The 21,706-nt window shown below is 45.1% G+C and carries 18 protein-coding genes and 1 tRNA gene; 6 read left to right on the top strand and 13 right to left on the bottom strand.

Going from position 1 to position 21,706, the window contains the following annotated elements; translation table 11 throughout:
- Window positions 1-12: 12 nt before the first annotated feature.
- The 4 genes from WC715_04680 to WC715_04665 all read right to left on the bottom strand — a co-directional run bounded on the left by WC715_04680 (window position 13) and on the right by WC715_04665 (window position 2,012).
- The gene (locus WC715_04680; GenBank protein MFA6171712.1) at window positions 13-345 is read right to left on the bottom strand and encodes a hypothetical protein; all 333 of its coding nucleotides are present in this window, start codon (window positions 343-345) and stop codon (window positions 13-15) included.
- 70 nt (window positions 346-415) lie between these two features.
- Complete coding sequence (locus tag WC715_04675; GenBank protein ID MFA6171711.1) at window positions 416-688, bottom strand: hypothetical protein; 273 nt, start codon at window positions 686-688, stop codon at window positions 416-418.
- Window positions 689-930: 242 nt separating this feature from the next.
- Window positions 931-1,003 (bottom strand) — tRNA-Thr (locus WC715_04670).
- 160 nt (window positions 1,004-1,163) lie between these two features.
- On the bottom strand, window positions 1,164-2,012 hold the full coding sequence (locus WC715_04665; protein MFA6171710.1) for a hypothetical protein: 849 nt from the start codon (window positions 2,010-2,012) through the stop codon (window positions 1,164-1,166).
- A gap of 122 nt (window positions 2,013-2,134) precedes the next feature.
- On the opposite strand from WC715_04665, the gene WC715_04660 reads away from it, so the two are divergent.
- Window positions 2,135-3,619: a RelA/SpoT family protein gene (locus WC715_04660; protein ID MFA6171709.1), complete on the top strand. Its 1,485-nt coding sequence runs from the start codon at window positions 2,135-2,137 to the stop codon at window positions 3,617-3,619.
- Between the two features lie 85 nt (window positions 3,620-3,704).
- On the opposite strand, the gene WC715_04655 is transcribed toward WC715_04660, so the two are convergent.
- The 3 genes from WC715_04655 to lepB all read right to left on the bottom strand — a co-directional run bounded on the left by WC715_04655 (window position 3,705) and on the right by lepB (window position 6,129).
- A complete protein-coding gene (locus WC715_04655) occupies window positions 3,705-4,001 on the bottom strand; it encodes a 30S ribosomal protein S21 (protein ID MFA6171708.1) in 297 nt (98 codons plus the stop codon).
- 29 nt (window positions 4,002-4,030) lie between these two features.
- Window positions 4,031-5,461 (bottom strand): histidine--tRNA ligase, encoded by a 1,431-nt coding sequence (gene hisS, locus WC715_04650; protein ID MFA6171707.1) that lies wholly within the window; start codon window positions 5,459-5,461, stop codon window positions 4,031-4,033.
- Between the two features lie 95 nt (window positions 5,462-5,556).
- Window positions 5,557-6,129, bottom strand: a complete 573-nt coding sequence (gene lepB / locus WC715_04645) for a signal peptidase I (protein ID MFA6171706.1) — start codon at window positions 6,127-6,129, stop codon at window positions 5,557-5,559.
- Window positions 6,130-6,418: 289 nt separating this feature from the next.
- Between lepB and WC715_04640 the strand changes: the two genes are divergently transcribed.
- From WC715_04640 to topA, 5 genes are all read left to right on the top strand, one after another.
- Window positions 6,419-7,873, top strand: coding sequence for an LCP family protein (locus WC715_04640; GenBank protein ID MFA6171705.1), 1,455 nt, complete (start codon window positions 6,419-6,421; stop codon window positions 7,871-7,873).
- On the top strand, window positions 7,860-9,386 hold the full coding sequence (gene der, locus WC715_04635) for a ribosome biogenesis GTPase Der (GenBank protein ID MFA6171704.1): 1,527 nt from the start codon (window positions 7,860-7,862) through the stop codon (window positions 9,384-9,386). Before WC715_04640 ends, der begins: the two co-directional genes overlap by 14 nt.
- A gap of 38 nt (window positions 9,387-9,424) precedes the next feature.
- Complete coding sequence (gene pth / locus WC715_04630) at window positions 9,425-9,976, top strand: aminoacyl-tRNA hydrolase (protein MFA6171703.1); 552 nt, start codon at window positions 9,425-9,427, stop codon at window positions 9,974-9,976.
- 278 nt (window positions 9,977-10,254) lie between these two features.
- The gene (gene dprA, locus WC715_04625) at window positions 10,255-11,340 is read left to right on the top strand and encodes a DNA-processing protein DprA (protein ID MFA6171702.1); all 1,086 of its coding nucleotides are present in this window, start codon (window positions 10,255-10,257) and stop codon (window positions 11,338-11,340) included.
- Window positions 11,341-11,381: 41 nt separating this feature from the next.
- Window positions 11,382-13,673, top strand: coding sequence for a type I DNA topoisomerase (gene topA / locus WC715_04620; protein ID MFA6171701.1), 2,292 nt, complete (start codon window positions 11,382-11,384; stop codon window positions 13,671-13,673).
- 70 nt (window positions 13,674-13,743) lie between these two features.
- On the opposite strand, the gene WC715_04615 is transcribed toward topA, so the two are convergent.
- The 6 genes from WC715_04615 to WC715_04590 form a co-directional block, all read right to left on the bottom strand.
- Window positions 13,744-14,055, bottom strand: a complete 312-nt coding sequence (locus WC715_04615) for a hypothetical protein (protein ID MFA6171700.1) — start codon at window positions 14,053-14,055, stop codon at window positions 13,744-13,746.
- A 53-nt stretch (window positions 14,056-14,108) separates the two neighbouring features.
- Entirely contained in the window at window positions 14,109-14,426 is a 318-nt protein-coding gene (locus WC715_04610) for a hypothetical protein (protein ID MFA6171699.1), read from the bottom strand.
- Window positions 14,427-14,468: 42 nt separating this feature from the next.
- A complete protein-coding gene (gene pheT, locus WC715_04605) occupies window positions 14,469-16,919 on the bottom strand; it encodes a phenylalanine--tRNA ligase subunit beta (protein ID MFA6171698.1) in 2,451 nt (816 codons plus the stop codon).
- A gap of 43 nt (window positions 16,920-16,962) precedes the next feature.
- Window positions 16,963-17,991: a phenylalanine--tRNA ligase subunit alpha gene (pheS, locus tag WC715_04600; protein ID MFA6171697.1), complete on the bottom strand. Its 1,029-nt coding sequence runs from the start codon at window positions 17,989-17,991 to the stop codon at window positions 16,963-16,965.
- Between the two features lie 50 nt (window positions 17,992-18,041).
- Window positions 18,042-18,452, bottom strand: coding sequence for a hypothetical protein (locus tag WC715_04595; GenBank protein ID MFA6171696.1), 411 nt, complete (start codon window positions 18,450-18,452; stop codon window positions 18,042-18,044).
- A 73-nt stretch (window positions 18,453-18,525) separates the two neighbouring features.
- Window positions 18,526-21,576 carry an ATP-dependent DNA helicase gene (locus tag WC715_04590; GenBank protein MFA6171695.1) on the bottom strand — a complete coding sequence of 1,017 codons (3,051 nt, stop codon included), beginning with the start codon at window positions 21,574-21,576 and terminating at the stop codon, window positions 18,526-18,528.
- Window positions 21,577-21,706 lie beyond the last annotated feature (130 nt).

The following is a 21,706-nucleotide window of genomic DNA, read 5'->3' as shown; positions in this document are numbered from 1 at the left end:
AACTTAACGCGGTCACCTCTCGTATGGAAGCGGAGTGACCACGTCAGAATTGGCCGGTTTTTTTTCCCGGCCATAGCCGAATAACTCTCTCCCATCGGAGCAGAAGTCCGCCTGCCGCGGGAAAGAGGTAAATGGGTTAAAGGCCGCCGTGCCAGAAGCCCTGGATTGGGCTCCGCGGCTGGCCATTGTTACCGGAGCTTTTTTGGTTGGTTCGGCCGGCGAAACAGCTGGCTTTCCGGGGGTTTGCTGGAATTGCCTCCCGTCCGGGCTCTGGTCCAATCCGGCACAGCCGGAAAGCATGGAAGCTCCGGCGATAAAAACAGCCGTAACCAGCACTCTCAACATTTTATTCACCACTACACTCCTTTCCGTTGAAAAACGAGGTGTTCTTAATTGGTTAAAAAACATTAACTAATCAGCCGCAAACGGCCAGCCCTAATATAACGCCGATCGCTACGAAGCAAATAAAAATTGCTACGGCAACAGTAAATGAAACATATTCTGCGGCCAGCCAAGAGATTGCCAGGCCCACTACGGCCGTCTTTGCCGACTGAACCAAGACGGCTCGAAGGTAAAACCGTCCCCGGTTTTCATTTTCGCCCCGGGGTTTGATCCCCCAGCGCATTACCTGAACAAAGACAGAAAACATTTTTCTCCTCCTTAACTTGAATTGAATTGTCCAATTCATACCCTATTCTAGTACCAATAATAAAATTTGGTTTCATTTTTAACCCTATTTAAATGTGCAGGAATAACGAATAAATATAACAAAAAACGACCAAGCTGTCAATTCCGGGCACGGCAAAATAAAAACATCCTAGTTTTAGGATGTTTTTGCTTGAGCCGACGCGCCCCGCATTTTGCGGGGCAGACCTACTCCTTACCATGCCCCGCATCTGCGGGGTACCAGCTGATATTTAGTGTTTTTTGAGCCGACGCGCGGATTCGAACCGCGGACCTACTCCTTACCATGGAGTTGCTCTACCAGCTGAGCTACGTCGGCATATTATTTTTTACTCATAACCATGCTCTGCGGAAATGGGGTACCAGCTGCCTGTCCGCCTGCGGCGGAAGCTACGCCGGCATTATTTCGTAAAAATATACAACACGTAATCCGCAATACGCGGCTTCTGCCGCGCAACATCAGGCTACGTGCTTTAATTCTATAACTCGCTAATTTGTTCTTTTAATTCGGCCAATTTCTGGTTCTCCGGGTTGGCTTTTTCCAGCGCTTTAAAAGCGTCCAGCGCGGCAATTTTATCTTTTCCCATTATACTAATTTCTATCATGGTGTCAAGGTATTTCGGATTGGACGGCTCGATTTTTAACGCTTCTTTCATGCTTTTGCCCGCTTGTTCCAAATTTTCTTTTCCCCGAAAAACCGACGCCAAATCAAAGTGGATCTGTCCCCGTTCGAGGTTTAGGGTTTTTAACTGGTCTTCCGAACCTTCATCCTTACTCTTCATCAAAACCACTTCCTCATCTTCAATCAATTTTAGAATATGCTCGAGAGTCTGTTTGGCTTCGTCAAATTGTTTTTTCAGAATATACAAGTCGGCTAATTTTTTAAAGGCCTTTAGGCTGCGGCTTTGGAGGCTGATGATTTCAATAAATTTCTTTTCGGCCTCCTCGAGCGACCCGTCTTTAATTAGGGCGTCGGCATCAAGGAATAGCTGTTCGGCCAGCTTCCCCGGGTCGCCCTGCTTCTTTTTGTTTAAGATGCTTTCTTCCTGATATTTGTCTTTCATTTTATCCAGCCGGCTCAAAACGTAAGAAAAACCCTTGCCTAAATTCTGGGCGATAAAGCGTAAAACCTTCATAAGGCTCGCGCCCCATTTCGTTAAATTCCTTTTCAGGCGGTTGGAAATAATCCGCTCTTTAAAACGGCTTTCCTTTTCCGCCGGCATGCTCTCGATGTCCAAATTGGCGAGCGCCGAGAATTTCCGGACTACGATGCTTAGCATTATGCTCAAGCTGATCATGATTAATACCAAAGGAATTATATTATACATAATTTGTTTTTAATAATTCTTTTTTATAATAAGCCCGCGGGCTTTGTTCACTTTGACTGCGGCGCGAATTTATACTAATATAGTATCACAAAACATCTAATTGTAAAAGCTTATCTAATCATATGACTATTGGCCAAATAATCGCTAAAGTAAAGGAAAATGATGAAAGGGCTGATACGGATATATTGGAACTGGCTTTTGATTTTGCCAACAAAGCCCATGGCCGGCAAAAAAGGAAAAACGGCGACCCGTATATTGAGCACTCGCTCCATACCGCTTTTATTCTGGCGCAAATGAAGGCGGATATCAATACGATAGCCGCCGGTATTTTGCATGACGTTCCCGAGGATACGGAATACAGCCTGGCTGACGTTGAAAAAAATTTCGGCAAAGAAATCGCTTTATTGGTCGAAGGCATTACTAAATTATCAAAAATCAAATACCGCGGCGTCGAAAGGTATCTCGAGAGCTTAAGGAAGATGTTTATCGCCATGGCCAACGACCTGCGCGTTATCTTGATAAAGTTTGCCGACCGCCTGCATAATTTGCGGACGCTTGACGCCCTGCCGCCGGAAAAGCAGGAGCGGATCGCGAGAGAGACTATGGAAATTTACGCGCCGATCGCGGGGCTCTTGGGAATCTGGAGATTAAAATGGCAGATGGAAGACATCTGCTTTAAATTTCTTTATCCCGAAGAATACAAAAAACTCCAATACATATACGAAGTGGAAAAGAAAGTCGAGCGCAACCAGTACATCCAGAAAATAAAAAACCTTTTGGGGCGCGAGCTGAAAAAAGTCGGCATCAACCCGGAAATTGAAGGCCGGTTCAAGCACCTGTACAGCATCTATAAAAAAATGCAGATAAAAGACCGGAAGTTCAACGAGATTTCGGACGTGTTCGCTTTAAGGGTCGTCGTCGATTCAATCGAGGACTGTTATAAAACCCTGGGCGTCATCCATTCTTTATGGAAGCCGAAAAAAGACCGCTTCAAAGATTATATCGCCCTGCCGAAACCAAACGGATACCAGAGCTTGCATACGACCGTTTTCGGTCCGGGCGGAAAATTGACCGAATTCCAAATTAGAAACCGGATGATGAACGAAGAGGCTTTATACGGAATCTCGGCTCATTGGTATTATAAGCAGAAAGAAGGCGGGCATAAAGAGATAGCCGCCTCCCAGCCGGTTTGGGTTAAAGAAATTTTAGAGATCCAGCGCCACGCCGTCACTTCGCACGATTTCATCAAGGACTTAAAGTTTAATATTTTCAAAAATAGGATTTTTGTTTTTACCCCCAAAGGCGATGTTTATGATTTGCCTGAAGGCTCAACCCCGGTCGATTTTGCCTATGAAGTCCATTCGGATATCGGAAATAAATGCGTCGGGGCTTTGGTGAACGACAAAATCGCGCCGCTCGATTCGGAACTTTTAAACGGCGATTTGGTAGAAATCATTATCGACAAAAATCGGAAATCCCCTAATTCAGACTGGCTGAAATTCGTCAAGACGGGAAAAGCCCGGGGCCGGATAAAGCAATTCGTCAAGACTTCCAGGTTTGAACAGTTAAAAAGCATAAAAAAATACATCCCGGGAATGAAAGGTTAAATTTTCCCTTAATGAGCTTTGAAAAAACTTACAGCAAAAAACGCCCCGCATAATAATTATGCGGGGCGTTTTTACTTGCTTGCGATTATCGGAAGTCGTCTTCTTTCAGCTTTCCGGTCTTTCTTAAATATTCCTGCTGGGATTTATATTTTAACCGGATCAGGGCGGATTTTTTTACCAGGTTCCGGCTTTTCTTTCCGCTATGGCGCTGTTTAGCCCGGGCTTCCAGGAGTTTCCCAGATTGAACCAGCCTTCGGTTAAAACGCCTAAGGAAACTTTCAAAACTCTCGCCTTTTTTTCTTCTGAATTCTACCATAGTTTCACCTCCGTTCTGCTGTATGGCCGCCTTATCCTCCCCCGGAACCGCATTATTTATGCTCATCCAAGGCCGGATCTTTTAGCCATTCAAAATTATTTTTTTTCTGAAATTCTTTTGGTGATTTCCCCTTTTATTTTATTATAATCGATCACTTCCTGGATGCCTGATTCCATATCGCGGATTAAAACCGTCCCGTCAACCACTTCCTTTTGCCCTAAAATCAAGCTGAACTTCGATTCCAGCCGGTTAGCTTCTTCGAGCTGGGATTTTAACGAATCCTTGGTAAAAGCCTGTCTGACCGAAATTCCGGCGCGCCGCAAATCTTCAAAAAGCGCCATGGCTTTTCTTTTTGAGGCGTCGCCTAATTGGGCGATAAATACAATCGGCTCTCCGTTTTTTTTCAAAGGGATATTCTTCTCCTTAATTTTGGCGATGGTCCGTTCCAAACCCAATCCAAAACCTAAACCCGGAGTCGGCCGGCCGCCCATATACTCAACCAGTCCGTCATAACGCCCGCCGCCGCCTAAAGCCGCTTGCCGGGGCAAGTCAGCCGTCCGCTCTTCTCCCGATGGCTTGCCCTTTCCGGCTTCTATTGCAGGGGTTTCGCTCGCGGGTTCGCCCGCCGAAGCTTCAGCGTGGGCAGGCCAAATTTCAAAGACTGTCCGGTTATAATAGTCCAGTCCGCGGACCAGATAAGGATTAAGATTATAGGGTACGTTCAATTCATCCAAAAATTCCAAAACTTTAATAAAATGATTCTTGCACGGCTCGCAAAGAAAATCAACAATTTGGGGCGCGTCTTGGCGGACCAGAACACAGCCCGGCTCTTTGCAGTCCAAAAGGCGCAAAGGATTTTTTCGGAGCCGCTTTTTGCAGTCCGGGCAAAGCTTGGAGCGCTTCCCTCTTTCATTATAGAACTCAATCAATTTTTTTTCGTATTCCGCCCGGCACTCTTTACAGCCGATTGAATTAATCTGGACCTGGACGCTTACTTGCAGTTCTTTGAAAAAATTATAAGCGATTAAAATTACCTGGGCGTCGGCCGCCGGCTTTTCCTCCCCGAACATTTCCAAACCAAACTGGTGGTGCTGGCGCTGGCGTCCGGACTGGGGTTTTTCGTGGCGGAAATTCGAGCCGATTAAAAACATTTTTACCGGCTGGGGAAGGTTGAACATTCCATGCTCAATATAGGTTCGGACCAGGCTCGGAGTCAGTTCCGGCCGCAGGGCTATCCGTTCGCCGTTTTTATCGGCGAAGACATACATCTCCTTGGATACTATGTCGGTAGTTTTTCCCGTAGCCCGCTCATAAAGCTCGGCTCTTTCCAAAATCGGGGTTTCAATCTGGTTAAAACCGTAAGTTTCCGCCAGATCTTTGGCCTTTTGGATGACCAAATCAAAATATCTATACTCGTCGAAAAGAATATCTTTCATTCCCCTTAAGCGGCTGTAAGTCCTTTCCCGGGGAGCCTTAGCATTTTTATCTTTTGATTTGTCCTCTTTTTTAGCTTTTCCTCTTGGCATAATTTATCCAATCGGCAATCGCCTTTCTGTCCGCCCGCATCAGGCAGTTTAATCGGCAATCGACAATTATTGTTTGAGAATTGAAAAATTAATGGCTATACGCCGTTATACGCCGGGTCGCTATTAAATACTTTTACTTTATCAAACGGCCATCCCCGGAAAAATACTTTTCCGATGATGAAGCTTTTGTTGACCGGCCCGAAGCTTCTTGAATCTTTGGAAGAGCCGCGGTTGTCTCCCATAACATAATACTCATTATCCCCCAGACTCGTAATTTCATTGTCCGAGTAGCCGTAAGTTTTCACGCCGGACGTCAAATAAGGCTCGTCAAGGGCTATTCCGTCAGGATTCTTTTTATTTATAATATATACGCCTCCGTCTTTAATCTGGACTTTTTCCCCCGGCAGGCCGATTACCCGTTTAATAAAAAATTCCTGAGGGTTCTTGGGATAGCGAAAGACGATGATATCGCCCCGCTGCGGAGTCTTTAAATGGTAAGACAATTCATCAATTATCAAATATTCCTGGTCATAAAAACTCGGTTCCATTGAAGCTCCTTTAACGTAAAAAGGCTGGATTAAAAACTGCCTGACCGGGATGATTATCACCAAGGATATTACGACGATTTTAACTAATTCCAAAACAAAAGAAAAAAAATTTCTTGCCATATATAAGGTAAATTATTTTAAAACGGCCGATACAAAAATACTTAAACAGCCCTTCCGGCCAAATAAGATTAAGGGGCTTTTCTTTATTGGATAAATATAACATTAAAAAATTAATTTGGCAAATCCGGCCGGTTAAAGAAGATCGGCGGATAAAATTGGCCTAAAATTCGGCGGCTTGTTAAATACGCAAATCTTATGATATAATAGGAAAGGACTTGAAAAATCTGATTTTCGTGTTTTAATTTTAAATTAATTTCGCCGGGCTAAGATAAAAACATTATTTTTCAGTATGCTAGAGAAGCCAAACAACCAGCCATTCGGCAGCCAAGACAATGAGGCCGTAATAGCCCCGCCTGTCGAAAAGAAAAAAAACTGGCTCAAAAAAGCCGTTTATTTTTTTGTTTTCCTCGGCGTAAGCCTTGCGTTCTTTTTTTCCCAGACCCTAATTTCTGAAAAAAGCTCCTATTCCTGGATAAAGCACATGCCGATTTTAGAACAATTTAACACCTTGGTCGAAAGCGCGGATCGGAAGCTGAAAGGCGAAGAAGAAAACCGAATCAATATCCTTCTTTTGGGAATCGGCGGCAAAGGCCATGACGGGGCTTATTTGACTGATACGATGATGCTGGCGAGCATCGAACCGTCCACCAAAAAAGTATTTCTTCTTTCCATTCCCCGCGATTTAGTAGTTCCGGTAGAAGGCATGGGATGGAAAAAAATAAATTCCGTCGGCTCATACGCCGAAATGAAAACCCCGGGCTCTGGCGGCCAGGCCGCTTCCCAGGCCGTCGGCGACCTTTTGGGAATACCGATCCATTATTTTGTCCGCGTTGATTTTGCCGGCTTTACTAAAATTATCGACGAGCTGGGCGGAGTTAAAGTTTATGTTGATAATACTTTGGACGATTATTCTTATCCGGTTTTAGGCAACGAAGACGGCCCGTGGAATTCCCGCTATGAGCATCTGCATGTTGAACAGGGCTGGCAGGAAATGAACGGCTCTCTAGCTTTAAAATACGCCCGTTCGCGGCATGCCGCCGGAGTCGAAGGGTCGGATTTCGCCCGCGCGAAAAGGCAGCAAAAAATCATTGAAGCCGCCAAAGAAAAAATCCTTTCCATTAATATGATTTTCAAGCCAATGGCGATTAAGAATATCATATCCGATTTAAGCGAACATATCAGCACCGATATCGAGATTTGGGAAGTCTACAAGTTCTGGGATCTGGTCAAGGACGTGGATAAAGCCAATATTACTAATCAAGTCCTTGACAACCGGGCGGGCGGGCTTTTGGTCAACGCCGTAGGACAGGACGGCGCCTATATCCTCCAGCCGAAGTCAGGTGATTTCAAAGAAATCCGCTATATGGTCCAGAACGCATTTTCCGCCCCGCCGGCCGAGGATAGCCATAAAGTTGATGTCGAAAAAACTAAAGTCGAACTGAAAAACGGAACCTGGATCAACGGCTTGGCCGGGCAGGTATCGGTTGACTTGGAAAAATACGGCTTTGAAATAACCAGGATAAGCAATTCCAGCCATCAAAATTTCCAAAAGTCGGTAATATACGACCTTACTTTCGGAGCCAAAAAAGATTCTTTGGGAATCCTTAAAGAAAAAACCGGCGCCAACGTTTCCTTTGACGTGCCTGACTGGCTTACCGAGGAGCTAAAAAATGACAACGCCGGCAAAACCGATATTAACACGCCGGATTTCATATTGATACTAGGCGAAGATGCCAACAAATAAAATTCCACAAATCGTAATTTTCGGCCGGACTAACGTCGGTAAGTCCACCCTTTTTAACCGTTTAATCGAAGAAAAAAGGGCCCTTACCGCCGACCTTCCCGGAACCACCCGCGACGCTAATTACAGCCTGATAAACTGGAGAGGGTATGACCTGGAGCTTGTCGATACCGGCGGAGTAATCAACCTAAAAGAATTCACTTCTTCGGAAAAAATAAGAATCGCTCTGGATCGCGAAACCATCGACCGGAAAGTCCAGATGCAAGCCCGCGGGAGCTTAGAGCGGGCTGATTTAATTTTATTTTTAGTCGATACCAAAGCCGGACTCTTGCCGGATGACCGTAAGCTGGCTTTGTTTTTAAAAGAAAAAACGCCGGAGAAAAAAGTTATTTTAGTAGCCAACAAAACCGACTCGCCCAAGGAAAATTACAAGGTGCCCGAATTCTATAAGCTGGGGCTGGGCGACCCTTTGCCGATCTCGGCCGCTACCGGCTCCGGAACCGGCGATCTTTTGGATTTGATAGTCGACGAAATAATCCGCCGCCAGCCCAAGCGGAAAAAATTAATAAACCGGCTGGCTGATTTTATCGGCTACGGAGAAGAAAGCGCGGGGGACGAGGAGGGTGAAAAGAAAATTCGCGGCCGCCGCAGACCCTACAACGAAAATGATCCGGTTCGGGTAAGCATTTTAGGAAAGCCCAATGTCGGAAAATCAAGCCTGATTAATTCCATTTTAGGCCAGGACCGGGTGATCGTCAGCTCGGTGCCCCATACGACCCGGGAGCCCCAGGATACGGACCTAGATTACGCGGGGAAAAAAATCGTTTTGGTCGATACGGCCGGAATTTCGAAAAACGCGACCAAGAGCAAAAAAACGAGAAATAAAATCGATCTGGAAAAAGAAGGGATAGAACGGTCGTTTAGAAGCCTTAACCGATCCGATATCGCCCTTTTGGTTTTGGATATCTCCGAAGACATCACCCGGCAAGACCAAAAAATCGCCGATGAAATTATCGGCCGGAAAAAAAGCCTGATTATAATCGCCAACAAATGGGATTTGATTTTAGAAAAGGATACGAAAAAATTCACCGAGTATATAAATTATCATCTGCCTTTTGTAAAATGGGCGCCGATTATTTTCGTTTCAGCCCTTACCGGGAGAAAAACCAATGACGTTATGGATTTAGTTCTAGACATAAACCGCCAGCGGGCGCGCGAATTAAGCGAAAAAGAATTGGATAAATTTTTGAAGCGGATCGTTAAAATCCACCGGCCCACCCGCTATAAGGCTTCGGATAAATATCCTTATATTAAAAAAATCAAACAAGCGGCCTCTTACCCGCCGGAAATTCAAATCCTGATCGGCGCTAAAGAAAGCATCACCTCGCCTTATCTTCGCTTTATTGAAAATCAGCTTCGCGGCCAATTCGGGTTTTTAGGCACGCCAATTTCCGTCCGGGTAAAAAAAGGCAGTTTTGTGCATGGCCAGTCAAAAAACATTCTTAATGAAGAATAGTTATTTAACAGTTTTTTCATTAGCTCTGGCTTAAATTTATGCGCGTCATAATTGGCTTGGGAAATCCAGGCGATAAATATAAAAATACCAGGCACAACGCCGGATTTTTAGGAGTGGATGAAATTGCCAAAAAGCATGATTGCCAGTGGGCTTACAATAAAAAATTTAAATCAGAGATTTGCCAGCTTCCTGATGGCACGCTATTAGTTAAGCCCCAGACTTTCATGAACAATTCAGGCGTTGCAGTCGCGGCCGTTTTAAATTATTATCACCTTTTGCCTAAGCGCCTCGGTTTTCTTTCAGTCCACGACGCGCCGCTGGCTGACGTTCTAACTGTTATTCATGATGACTTAGATATTGAACTGGGAAAGTATAAAATTTCGCTGGATTCAAGGAGTGCCGGACACAGAGGAGTACAGGACATAATTGACCATATTAAAACCAAAAACTTTAAGCGCGTCCGAATAGGAATTCGCAGTCAGGCTTTAGACAAAATTCCGGCTGATAAGTTTGTTCTCATGAAATTTTCAGCAGACGAGTTAAAAATTATTAATGCGGTAATCAAAGAAATTGTTAATGAATCCGCCTAAAAATTTTTCATACAAAAACTCCAGCCACAAAGCTGGAGTTAAATTTGCAAGGGTAAATATTACCCGATTTACTACTTGCCAGCGAGGGACTTCAGTCTATAAGTAGGCAAGGAGGGAACCCAGCTTATATAATTGATGCCCTCCGACAAGTAGTAAGCCAGGTACTATTTTTGTATTTTAATGACTCTGAACTATATCACGACTTTAAAGTAATGTCAAGGCTAATTATGGCTCATCCATCTTTGATGAATTTTAGCTAAAATTAAACAAATTCTAAAATGGATATTAAGTATCTTGCCGCTCTTAACACTTTTCCCAAATTCGGGCCGGTTAGGACGAAAAAATTAAAGGTTTACTTCCCTTCCTGGCAGGCGGCTTTTAACGCGAACTCAAGTGAATTAATGCAAGCCGGAATTGATGAAAAAATCGCTTTAGAATTTTCTCTTCATAGGAAAAATATCAACCCGGATGAGCTAATGGAAAATATATACAGGGAAAATATTAAGCTGGTCGCGCAAAATGACCCGGCTTATCCCTCCCTTTTAAAAGAGATTCCCGACCCGCCTGCCCTTTTGTATTTGCGCGGCGAATTAAAAGAAGAGGATAAATATAGCGTGGCAATTGTCGGATCAAGGAAGTTTTCCACTTATGGCCGCCAGGCAACGGATGATATAGTTAAAGAGCTGGCCGGCGGCCGAATTGTCATCGTCAGCGGATTGGCCTTGGGGATTGATGCTATCTCTCATATCGCCACGGTTAAATCAAACGGCCGGACTATCGGAGTTTTAGGGTCTGGCGTCGATAAAGAAAGCATCTATCCGGTAGCCAACCGAAATCTGGCGGAAAAAATTATTGGGTCAGGCGGCGCCATAATATCCGAATTTCCTTTGGGCACCAAAGCCATGCCCTTTTATTTCCCCCAAAGAAACCGCATAATTGCCGGACTGACCCGCGGCACATTGGTAATTGAGGCGGCGGAAAAATCCGGCGCGCTTATTACCGCGCGTTTTGCGCTAGACTTTAACCGCGAAGTTTTCGCCGTTCCCGGGAGCATCTATTCCCCGGTTTCGGTAGGCACGAACGAGCTCATAAAACAGGGGGCTCTTTTAGTCCGAAGCGGCTCGGAAATTATTGAAGCGCTTGACCTTAATCGCGTATCCTTATATATTAAAGCTAAATCCGCGGTCCCTGAAACCAAAGAAGAAGAAATCCTTCTTTCTTTTTTAGGAAAAGAGGCGGCGCACATTAACGACTTAATCCGCCTTTCCAATTTGACAGCATCCGTAGTATCGAGTACCTTAACCCTCATGGAAATGAAAGGCATGATCAAGAATCTGGGCGGAATGGAGTATGTATTAATCTAAAAGTTTAAAAAATAAATTATTTTTTAAACTTTCAACATATTATGAAACTAATCATCGTCGAATCCCCTACTAAGGCCAAAACGATTTCAAAATTCATTTCCAAAGATTACAAGGTCGAATCCTCATTCGGCCATATTCGCGATCTTCCGGTTAAGGAAATGGGGATTGATATTGAAAATAATTTTAAGCCTAAATACGTTATTCCGATGAAAAGCCGGAAAACGGTGACCAAGCTTAAGACTCTCGCGAAAAAGGCGGAAAGAGTCATACTGGCCTCCGACGAAGACCGCGAAGGAGAGGCGATTGCCTGGCATCTTACCGAAGCCCTGGATTTGGACGAAAAACAAATCGATCGGATTGTTTTTCATGAAATAACCAAAACCGCCATAATCCAGGCTTTGGAAAACCCGAGAAAACTAAACGAAGACTTGGTCGACGCCCAGCAGGCCCGCCGGGTCTTAGACCGGCTGGTCGGCTACGAACTATCGCCTTTTTTATGGAAAAAAGTCGCCCGGGGATTATCGGCCGGCCGGGTGCAATCGGTCGCGGTCAGACTTATAGTCGAGCGGGAGCGGGAAATTAAGGATTTTAAGCAGGATGAATATTGGAGTGTTGAAGCTTTGCTGAAGAAAATTAACGCAGATTCCGTGCCTTTTCTGGCTAAGCTCAATAAAATTGACGGCAAGGTTATAAGTAAGCTTCATATTAAAAATAAAGAGGAAGCTGATCAAATTTTGGCCGGCCTAAAAGGCGCCGAATATATTGTTTCTCAAATTGAAAAAAAGCAGGTGAAGCGGAAGGCGCCATCGCCGTTTACTACTTCAACCTTACAGCAAACCGCTAACCGCTGGCTGGGATTTTCCGCCAAGCAAACCATGATGACTGCCCAGAAATTATATGAAGGTACGGAAATAAAAGGCGAAGGCCAAGTCGGTTTAATTACTTACATGCGAACCGATTCGCTTAATTTATCGGAAAAATTCTTAGACGAGGCTAAAACCTATCTAACGGAAGAATTTGGATCTGAATATGCCCTAGCGGCTCCGCGCCGGTTTAAAACTAAATCCAAGGGCGCCCAGGAAGCCCACGAAGCTATCCGGCCGACTGAAGTGAGCCGCCACCCGGAGTCCTTAAAAGAATCTTTGCAGCCGAACCAATACCGGCTATATAAATTGATTTGGCAGCGCGCTGTCGCTTCGCAGATGCCGGAAGCCGAGTTCGACGCGACGACTTTGGATATAGACGCAGAGCCTGATAGCAGTCCGGTCCAGTCCGCCATAAAAGGCGCGGAATTAAAATACCAGTTCCGGGCTACGGGCCAGGTCTTAAAATTCCCGGGTTTCCTGAAAGTTTATCCGGAGAAAAGTACGGAGCTCGATTTGCCGGAATTAAAAGAAAAAGAAAAATTGGATTTGGAAAAAATTGACGGCGTAGAGCATTTTACCAAACCGCCGGCCAGGTACTCGGACGCCGGGCTGGTTAAAATTTTGGAAAAGCACGGCATTGGCCGGCCGTCGACTTACGCGCCGACAATCGCGACGATTGAAGCGCGGAACTACGTCGAACGGGATGAAAATAAAAAGTTAAAACCGACTGATATCGCTTTTGTCGTTAATGACTTACTGGTCGCCCACTTTCCGAAAATCGTTGATTTCGAATTTACCGCCCAGATGGAAAATGACTTAGATGAAATCGCGGACGGGAAAGAAAAGTGGCAGCCGGTAATAAAAGGCTTTTACAACCCTTTTCATGATAATTTGGAGCTCAAGCAGAAAGAGCTGAAAAAAACCGATATTATGCCCGAAGAAAAGTCGGAGGAAGTATGCGATAAATGCGGTTCACCGATGATTATTAAAACCGGACGCTACGGCCGTTACCTCGCCTGCTCCGGCTTTCCGAAATGCAAAAACATAAAAAGCCTGCCCGGAGAAAAAGGGACTAAATCCGCCGAGGTGAGCGAAAAAGTAAAAGAGCTCCAGGAAAAATATAAAGATGAGGTTTGCGATAAGTGCGGTTCGCCAATGGTAATCCGAAACGGCCGCTTTGGCCCCTTCTTAGCCTGCTCGGCCTATCCCAAATGCAAAAACATAAAAAGCATTTCGGAAAATTCCGGCTCCACCGGAATTAAATGCCCGGTCTGCGGCAAAGGCGAAATCGTTATGAAACGCAGCCGCCGCGGGTCCTTTTACGCCTGCGACCAATACCCGGATTGCAAAACCTCATTTGCCACCAAGCCGACCGGCGAAGTCTGCCCGGATTGCGGATCGTTATTAGTCGAAGCTAAAGACGGCGGAGTGAAGTGCTCAAACAAAGAATGCGGGTATAAAAAGTAAAGAAAAAACATATTATGCAAAAAATCCCGTTTTGGCGGGATTTTTGAATACTCAATATTTTCTTTATCTATTACTCCTCATCTCCCTTTCCACCCTTCTTTTTCTTTTCTTTCTTCTCGCCCTTATCTTTAATATAATCCATTACCCGTTTAAACCCGTCAGTAGCCATAACGAAAAAAGCGGCGGCTTCTTTTACTTTGTCTTTGAATGCTAAAACAGTGTTTTTCACTTCGCCCAAAGTTTCGCGGATTTCCCGGGTTACCTTATAGACATTTCTAAAGGACATCACCAGGTAAAACATGAACCAACAGATAAAAAAAGCTACGGCGCCGATTGAGACGGCTAAGACGATATTCAAAATGTCGCGGCTGGTTTCAAACATACTATTAAAATTAAATTGATGAGATTAAAAACAAATTAATTCCGGCTAATCGATTAATCAAGGCTCTCTTCGATTTCAATCTTCACTCCGCCGATTTTTTTGGCGGCAAAGTTGTAAATCGAGGCGATGATGTAGCCGATTACCCAGCCGATCGCTCCGGCGATGAAAAAGGTTAAGGCGCCAAAAAGCATTCCGCCGCCGATATGAAAAAGCAAAACCGTTATAGCGCTGCCGGTAAAGTCCGCGCGGGATACTATATTCCCGCCTACCAGCGCCGCAAGGATTATGCTGATAAAAAACCCAAGAGTCCCGTATATGGCGCCGATAATTTTGGCCAAAGTTGTTTTATGGATTTTTTTAATCTCCGTCATAGCGCTATTCGACTGGCTTTTAAAAAACGCGCGGCTAATTATCTAAAAGTCCCTTAGCTTGGCCTCGAATTTATCTTCCAGATGCTTGACCAGCTTCTTTTGCACTTCCTCCACTTCTTCCGAAGTCAAAGTCCTTTGGGCTGAATAGTATACCTGGAAAGCCAGGCTCTTTTTTCCGGCGCCGAACTTTTCTCCCTCATAAACATCGAAAAGTTCAACCGACTTAATAAGCTCGGAAAAATTTTCTATCTCATCTTTTATTTTATTATACAATATATTCTTCGGCAGGACAAAAGACAAGTCGCGGATAACCGAAGGATATTTTTCGATTTCCCGGTAATTAGTTCTTGGCGGGAAGAAATTTTCAAGTTTCTTCAGGCTGATTTCCGCGATTGCCGCTTCCCGCTTTATCCCGCTGGCTTTGGCAATCCGGCCGTCCAATACCCCGGCCGAACCGATTGATACTTCTCCAATTTCTATTCCGGCCGCCGCGTTTTTATCCATCCAGCCCGGTTTTTCTTCCAAAGGGACATACTTAGCAGGCAATCCTAAATTAAAAAGAAGATAAGTAATAATCCCTTTTATTTTCAAAAAAAGCTCTTCGCTCCCTGTGCCGTACACTACGATTCCCAGGCATTCTTCCTGGAACGGCAGGCGTCCTTCGCCTTTATCGTCCAAGGCTAGGTCGCCCGGCAGGCTGGAAAAAATATTTCCGATCTCAAAAATTCCCATTTCCGGGTAGCGGCTTTGGTTTTTTCTTATATTTTCAATCAAATTGGGCGTCAAACTTTGGCGAAGAAGCGCCTGGTTGGAAGCAATCGGGTTCAAAAGTTTAATATGGCCGGCCGGCTCTATATTCAATTTGGCGAGCTCGGCTTCACCGACGAAAGAATAGTTATATATTTCGGTTAGCCGGGCGCCTAAATATAAAATTTTTCTGGCCCTCCTTTTTAATTCCTGATTTTTCTCCTTTGGCTGGGGCGCGAGATTTATTTCGGGCAAAGCCGGAGCCAGTTTTTCGTAGCCATGAATCCTTGCCACCTCTTCAACAATATCTTCCTTAATGCTTATATCGCGGGTCGCCCGCCAGGAAGGAATGGCGATAGTAAGTTCATCGCCTTTTTTCACTAGCCCGAATCCCAGGCTCTTTAGGATCCTCTCTATTTCCCGCCAATCAATTACCTGCCCGACTTTTTCGTTAAGCCAGTTTAAACTGATTTTTAGCGGGCTGGTATTTAATTTGAAATTTTTTTCGTCGGCTGTCTGGCTGACAACTCTCGCGCCCGGACAAATCTCTTTAATTAGCTCTACCGCCCGGGATAAGGCCGCCTCGGCCAAATTCGGATCCAAAGACTTTTCAAAACGCATGGACGATTCGGAGCGAAGCCCCAAATCGCGGGAAGTTTTTCTTATGGATATATAATCAAAGCTGGCTGACTCAAGGACTATTGAATCCGTGTCGGATGAAATCTCGGACGCGCCTCCGCCCATCACGCCGGCAACGGCAATCGCTTTTTCCTTATCGGCAATGACGAGCATATTTTCATGCAATTCCCTTTCTTTCCCGTCCAAAGTCATCATAACCTCTCCTTTGGCCGCTCTTCTCACCTTTATTTCACAGCCGATTTTTTCATCCTTTCCGCCCGGGCAGATTTTAACCAAATCAAAAGCATGCATTGGCTGGCCGATTTCGAGCATGACATAATTAGTAACATCAACGATATTATTCACCGGTCGGACGCCGGCGGCGACGAGGCGGTCTTCCATCCATTTTGGCGACTGGGCGATCTTAATCCTGTCCAAAGCTACGGCCATATACCGCGGGCATAATTTTTCGTCTAAAACTTTTACCTTCAGGTCAACGTATTTGTTGTCGGCCGTGATCTTTGTCCCGCCGCCTGCCAATTTATCAGCTTTCTTTGTAAGCTTTACGTTTAAAAAAGCGGAAATTTCCCGGGCAATGCCCAAATGCGACCAAAGGTCCGGCCGGTGGGTAATGGATTTATTATCCACTTCTAAAATGACGTCATAGAGCCCCAGGTAATCGGAAAAGGACTGGCCCAATTTGGCTTTTTTGTCCAAAATCAAAATTCCGGAATGGTCTTCTCCTAAACCGAGTTCGTCCGGCGCCGAGAGCATGCCTTGGGATTTTATCCCGCGGACATCCACTTCCTTGATTTCCAGGCCATTAGGCATAACCGCCCCGATTAAAGCCAAGGGAACCATCTGGCCGGGTTTGATATTCGGCGCCCCGCAAACGATTTCCAGCTTTTCCTTCCCTGAATCCACTAAAGCCAATTGCAAGCGGTCGGCGTTAGGATGTTTTTTCACTTCCAATATTTTTCCGACAATGATTTTATCAAACTTATCCGCCTGGCTGGCGGCGCTTTCTATCTCAACCGTATGCAAAGTCAAAAGCCGCCCCAGCTCCCGGGGATCTATTTTTTTCGGCAAATCGACAAAATCTTTTAACCAGTTTAGCGATAAATGCATATTTGAAAATTTATTGGGCGCCAATTAATAATGACTGTCTAAATTAAAACTGTTCCAAAAATCTTATATCTCCGCTGTTAAACAGCCGGATGTCTTCTATGCCGTACTTAAGCATGACAATCCTGTTCAATCCGAAACCGAACGCGAATCCCGTATATTTTTCCGGATCGATTTTCCCTGCCCGAAGGACGTTAGGATGAACCATGCCGGCCCCGAAAATCTCCAGCCATCCGGTTTGCTTACATAGCCGGCAACCCTGGCCGCGGCAGATAAAGCAAGTTACTTCCCCGTTAAAACCCGGCTCGACGAAAGGATAAAATTTAGGCCGCAGGCGCACTTCGGTTTCCGGGCCGTAAAGGTGCTTGGCCATGGCTTCCAAAACTCCCTTTAAATGCCGGATGTTTATGCCTTTATCAATTACCAAGCCTTCCAGCTGGTAGAAAGTGTGCTCGTGCCGGACATCAGTCGCTTCCGAACGAAAGCATCTTCCCGGAATTATACAGCGCAGCGGCGCCCCATAATTAAGCATGGACCGCACCTGGACTGGTGAAGTATGCGTCCGTAAAACCAGGTCGTTTTCTCCCTGGCTGTTTTTTACGTCAACGTAAAAAGTGTCCTGCATGTCGCGGGCCGGATGATGGGGGGGAATATTCAAAGCTTCAAAATTAAAAAAGTCGCTCTCCAATTCCGGGCCTTCCAAAATCCTGAAATTCAGACTGCGGAAAAAATCCTCTAAATCTTCCTGGACGATAGTTATCGGATGTAGGTGGCCGGAGATAATTTTTTCGCCGGGAAGAGTTGCGTCAATCTGGCTCTCAATTTTACCGGTTTGTTCAAGCGCTTCTTTAATCTCCCGGAACTTTCCCGAGACTTCGTTTTTCAATTCATTAGCGAGCCGGCCCATTTCCTTTTTTTCCGCGTCCGCCAGTTGCGCCACCGCTTTCATAACTTTGGCCAGTTCGCCTTTGCGGCCAAGATATTTTATTTCTAAATCGCGAAAAGCATCCAGATTTTTAACTTTGGCCAGTTGTTCCGAAATTTCTTTTTTTAAATTTTCCAGTTCTTTTTTCATATTAGAATTCATCTTTCTTTTGGATAAACATAAAAATTTCATTATCCGCTTTACTGTTCACCATATTCTTTTACGGCGCTTATGTCATGTTTATTATAACTCACTAGAAAAAATTCCAAGACGCTTAAGCCGATTACCAAAAAGGCGAGGTTTACCCAGTTAAACATATCTTTGGAAAGCAGTATCAATACTACGATAGCCAGCCCGGCGAATAAAAACGACTGCCGGAAAGCTTCAATTACCGCGCGCAGGGCAAAGTCGCGCCGAAAAGCAATAAACCGGATTACAAAACCGAAGATGGCCGTTGTTCCAACGATGGATAAAAATAAAGACAAATAAAAAAGGAAAAAGCCCACCCCGTTGGTTACTTCCGGATTGACGGTCCAGGTTATATACGAAAAAACCGCCCAGCATACGGCCGTAGCGAGAGTCATGACAAATAGATACGATTTTAAGCCCATGTTTTCGGTGGTTGGTTCGTATTCAATAATTGATAATTATATGCTATCAGTTTTTCCCTTGCATTTCAACACTCTACCGGTTATTGATTTTCCTGAACTCGCAAATCCCGTTAAAGTCGCACCAGTCGCAGACAAATCCAGGAGTCGGCGTAAAATCACAGCTCCGGATCCGCTCTATTGAAGCCAAAGCCTGTTCCTCAAATTTCTCAACGTCTTTTTCTGTAGCGCTAAATGCGATTTTCTTCCCGCTGTCCAGGTAATAGTAAGCGAGCTTGGAAACTTTAATTTTAAATAAGTCTTCTAAAGCCAGCTGGTATAATATGAGCTGGCGTTTCTCTTCAAAGGCTAACTTGTCTTTTGGCTGACCGGTTTTATAGTCGATGATCATAGCCGTCCCGTCCGAAAGCCGGTCTACCCGGTCAATCGCCCCGCGGAACATAAACTCTCCGAGCCGCATGGCAAAGTTTTTTTCTAAGTATAGGGGTTCGGGCCAGCCGTTTTCTTCTAAGTCAGCGTAAAAAATCTCAAGCGACTTCCGAGCTTTTTTCTTATAGCCTTCCCTTTGCTTTTGATCATCATAACCATCGTCCTCCCAGCGGGCGGCGAATATGTCTAAAAGTTTTTTAAAGTCCGGATAAGCGGCTTTCCCGCCTTTCCCTTTCGCGGCGCCGAATAACCCCGGCTGGATGCCGCCGGCTTCCATTAACGGCGAGAGAAAATCCCTTAAAACGCTATGCATAACCCGGCCGTAAACAAAAACCGCTTTGCCCGGGGTCGGGATTTTTAAGATGTAATTAAATTTATACTGCAAGGGGCAGTTATTGTAAGTCTCTACCTGGGAGAAAGAAAATTTTGAAGGCAGATAATATTTGTCCTGGCAGGCTGGCGCTTTTTCTTTTTCGGGTAAAAACATATCGCCCGGACTCTTAGCGCCCTTTACCTGAATTTCGGCATACATAGGCTTAGCCCCTTCCTTTGCCACTCCGGCTTCAAATAAAAACCGGGAAATCTTTTTCTTTCTTACTCCGCCGTAATCTTCAGCGCTCGTAAAAAAGAGTTTTTCCTTAGCCCGAGTCATCGCAACGTAAAAAAGCCGGCGCTCTTCTTCTAAATGCTCGTCCCCGGTTTCCGGCAATTTTTCCCGGACTAAAGCGTCCGGCACCGGTATTTTTTCACCCCGGCCGATAGTCGGGAATTTTTTGTCAGCGACATTGACAATAAAAACGAACTTATATTCCTTTCCCTTGGCGGCGTGGACGGTCATAACCTTTACCGTATCGGCGTCGTCGGCTTGAGCGTTTAAGGATCCAGACTCGCCCGACTCCATTTCCAGGTTTAGGAGTTCCATAAAATCCCTTAACCTTAAATCCGGGTCATTGTCTTCGTAAAAAATTATCCGTTTGTAAAACTGGCTGATCTGGTTAAAAATTTCTTTGTCGCGGTCAAAATCATAATCGCGGATCAGGCCGGACTCGTTAATGAATTGTAAAAATATCCGCGAAGGCTTTTCCCGGCGGGCAAGGACCGAATGCCTTGCGATCATGGCTGTTAGTTTGGCGGCATTCGCTACTCCTTCCGGGCTGACTTTAGGAACAGCGGCGATATTGGCGATGCCCTCGTACATAGACCAGCCCTTGGCCCGGACAAAAAAATTAACCGCTATAATGTCAGCGTGGCTTAAACGGAAGGCCGGGATATTTAAAACCCGGAATAAGGCCGAAGATTCATGATAATTGTCCAAGAGGCGAAAATAGGAAACGATGTCCAAAATCGCCGGCTTAAAGTAAAGCCCTTTTTGCGAAAGAAAATCTCCCGGTATGTCATTTCTTTTTAGCTCGGCAATAAATTTATTGGCTGTGTCGTTTGCCCGGGTTAAAATCGCGAAATCGGCCCAACTCGCTTCTTTGTCTTCGCGCTTTAAGCTAAGGATTTTTTCTATAACCGCCCGGGTTTCGTCCTCGTCATTCATGAAATAGAGGTGCTCCACATTGCCCGGTTCCTTTTTCTGGGCTCTTAGGTCCTTCCCTATTTTTAATTTTACTTCCAGCCGGTTTGGGTCGTTATGCTTGATAAATTCGTAAGCCTTGTCTAGTATGGCCTGGCCCGAGCGGTAATTCAGGTTTAGAATCACTTCTTTAGCCTTGGGAAAATCATCCTTAAACTGCATGATATTGGATAAGGACGCACCGCGGAATTTATAGATTGCCTGATCGTCGTCACCAACAACAACCAAGTTTTTCTTTTCGCCAACCAAAATTTTAATCATTTCGTATTGGGCCCAGTTAGTATCCTGGAATTCGTCCACCATGATGTATTTAAATTTTTCCTGATAGATTTTTAGGATGTTCGGCCGCTCGCGAAACAGTTTAAGCGTATAGCAAATTAAATCGCCGAAATCCAGATAACTATTGTCCAGTAGTAGTTTATTATAGGCGTGATATGCATTGGCCAGCTCTATAATCCGCGAGGCTTCCATGCCGTCCATATCGTTGTCCGCGGTTTCAGTTAGCGCTTTGCCTAGCGCTTTCTCCGCCTTTGCGGCCCTGGCGCCCTTCACCTTAGATTTTACCTTACTGCCTTTCCCGCCCGACATCATGGCGTCAGAGTCCTGCTCCAATCCGCTCGCGTATTCAAGATACTCGCTCGGCCCGATATCTTCGTCTTTTAAGCGGGAAAAATGCTTTAAAAGTTCGTGGATGAATTTGGTCGGATTGCCTAAAGGCCGGTAATAATCCAGGTTAAATTCGTCCAAATGTTTTTTTACGATGACCCAGGCTTCGGTCTGCGTTATAACTTTAAAGTCGCCCGGCAAACCGATATCCAAAGCGTGCTCGCGCAAAATCCGGGCGCAGAAATCATGAAAGGTGGAAATCCAGCGGTCAACATACCCGTAAGGCAAAAGTTTATCGGCCCGTTCGTCAATCTCTTCGGCCCCTTTGCGGGTAAAAGTGATAAGTAAAATTTCTTCCTGCTTAGCGAGGCCCTTTTCAATTAAAAAAGCCAGCCGGTTAACAAGCACGGTTGTTTTTCCGGTTCCGGCGCCAGCCACAATTAAAAGCGGCCCCTCGGTATGGGTTGCCGCTCTTAGCTGTTCGGGGTTTAGTTTTGTTAACGAAGCGTTCATGTTTTTCCCAGTTTAAAATCCGCCAATCCATCTTTCATTCGTCCGCCAAATTTGCCAGCTTTAGCCAATCAGGTCTATAATATAACCAAGCCTTAATACTCGTATTTTATTTAATTTTAGGGGTATAGTC

Source organism: Patescibacteria group bacterium, from assembly GCA_041661505.1.
Lineage (GTDB): Bacteria > Patescibacteriota > Patescibacteriia > Patescibacteriales > JBAZCA01 > JBAZCA01.
Note: the sequence above shows the minus strand (reverse complement) of the source record. Positions and strands in the feature narration are given on the sequence as shown.

Excerpts from the sequence above, each read along its gene's own strand:
- hisS (MFA6171707.1), bottom strand. The coding sequence starts at position 5,461 with ATGCCAAGAGGAAAAGCTAAAAAAGAGGACAAATCAAAAGATAAAAAT.
- pheT (MFA6171698.1), bottom strand. The coding sequence starts at position 16,919 with ATGCATTTATCGCTAAACTGGTTAAAAGATTTTGTCGATTTGCCGAAA.
- WC715_04660 (MFA6171709.1), top strand. The coding sequence starts at position 2,135 with ATGACTATTGGCCAAATAATCGCTAAAGTAAAGGAAAATGATGAAAGG.
- WC715_04615 (MFA6171700.1), bottom strand. The coding sequence starts at position 14,055 with ATGTTTGAAACCAGCCGCGACATTTTGAATATCGTCTTAGCCGTCTCA.
- pheS (MFA6171697.1), bottom strand. The coding sequence starts at position 17,991 with ATGAAAAAAGAACTGGAAAATTTAAAAAAAGAAATTTCGGAACAACTG.
- pth (MFA6171703.1), top strand. The coding sequence starts at position 9,425 with ATGCGCGTCATAATTGGCTTGGGAAATCCAGGCGATAAATATAAAAAT.
- WC715_04595 (MFA6171696.1), bottom strand. The coding sequence starts at position 18,452 with ATGGGCTTAAAATCGTATCTATTTGTCATGACTCTCGCTACGGCCGTA.
- WC715_04680 (MFA6171712.1), bottom strand. The coding sequence starts at position 345 with ATGTTGAGAGTGCTGGTTACGGCTGTTTTTATCGCCGGAGCTTCCATG.
- WC715_04655 (MFA6171708.1), bottom strand. The coding sequence starts at position 4,001 with ATGAGCATAAATAATGCGGTTCCGGGGGAGGATAAGGCGGCCATACAG.
- WC715_04640 (MFA6171705.1), top strand. The coding sequence starts at position 6,419 with ATGCTAGAGAAGCCAAACAACCAGCCATTCGGCAGCCAAGACAATGAG.
- WC715_04610 (MFA6171699.1), bottom strand. The coding sequence starts at position 14,426 with ATGACGGAGATTAAAAAAATCCATAAAACAACTTTGGCCAAAATTATC.
- WC715_04590 (MFA6171695.1), bottom strand. The coding sequence starts at position 21,576 with ATGAACGCTTCGTTAACAAAACTAAACCCCGAACAGCTAAGAGCGGCA.
- WC715_04665 (MFA6171710.1), bottom strand. The coding sequence starts at position 2,012 with ATGTATAATATAATTCCTTTGGTATTAATCATGATCAGCTTGAGCATA.
- lepB (MFA6171706.1), bottom strand. The coding sequence starts at position 6,129 with ATGGCAAGAAATTTTTTTTCTTTTGTTTTGGAATTAGTTAAAATCGTC.
- topA (MFA6171701.1), top strand. The coding sequence starts at position 11,382 with ATGAAACTAATCATCGTCGAATCCCCTACTAAGGCCAAAACGATTTCA.
- der (MFA6171704.1), top strand. The coding sequence starts at position 7,860 with ATGCCAACAAATAAAATTCCACAAATCGTAATTTTCGGCCGGACTAAC.
- dprA (MFA6171702.1), top strand. The coding sequence starts at position 10,255 with ATGGATATTAAGTATCTTGCCGCTCTTAACACTTTTCCCAAATTCGGG.
- WC715_04675 (MFA6171711.1), bottom strand. The coding sequence starts at position 688 with ATGAATTGGACAATTCAATTCAAGTTAAGGAGGAGAAAAATGTTTTCT.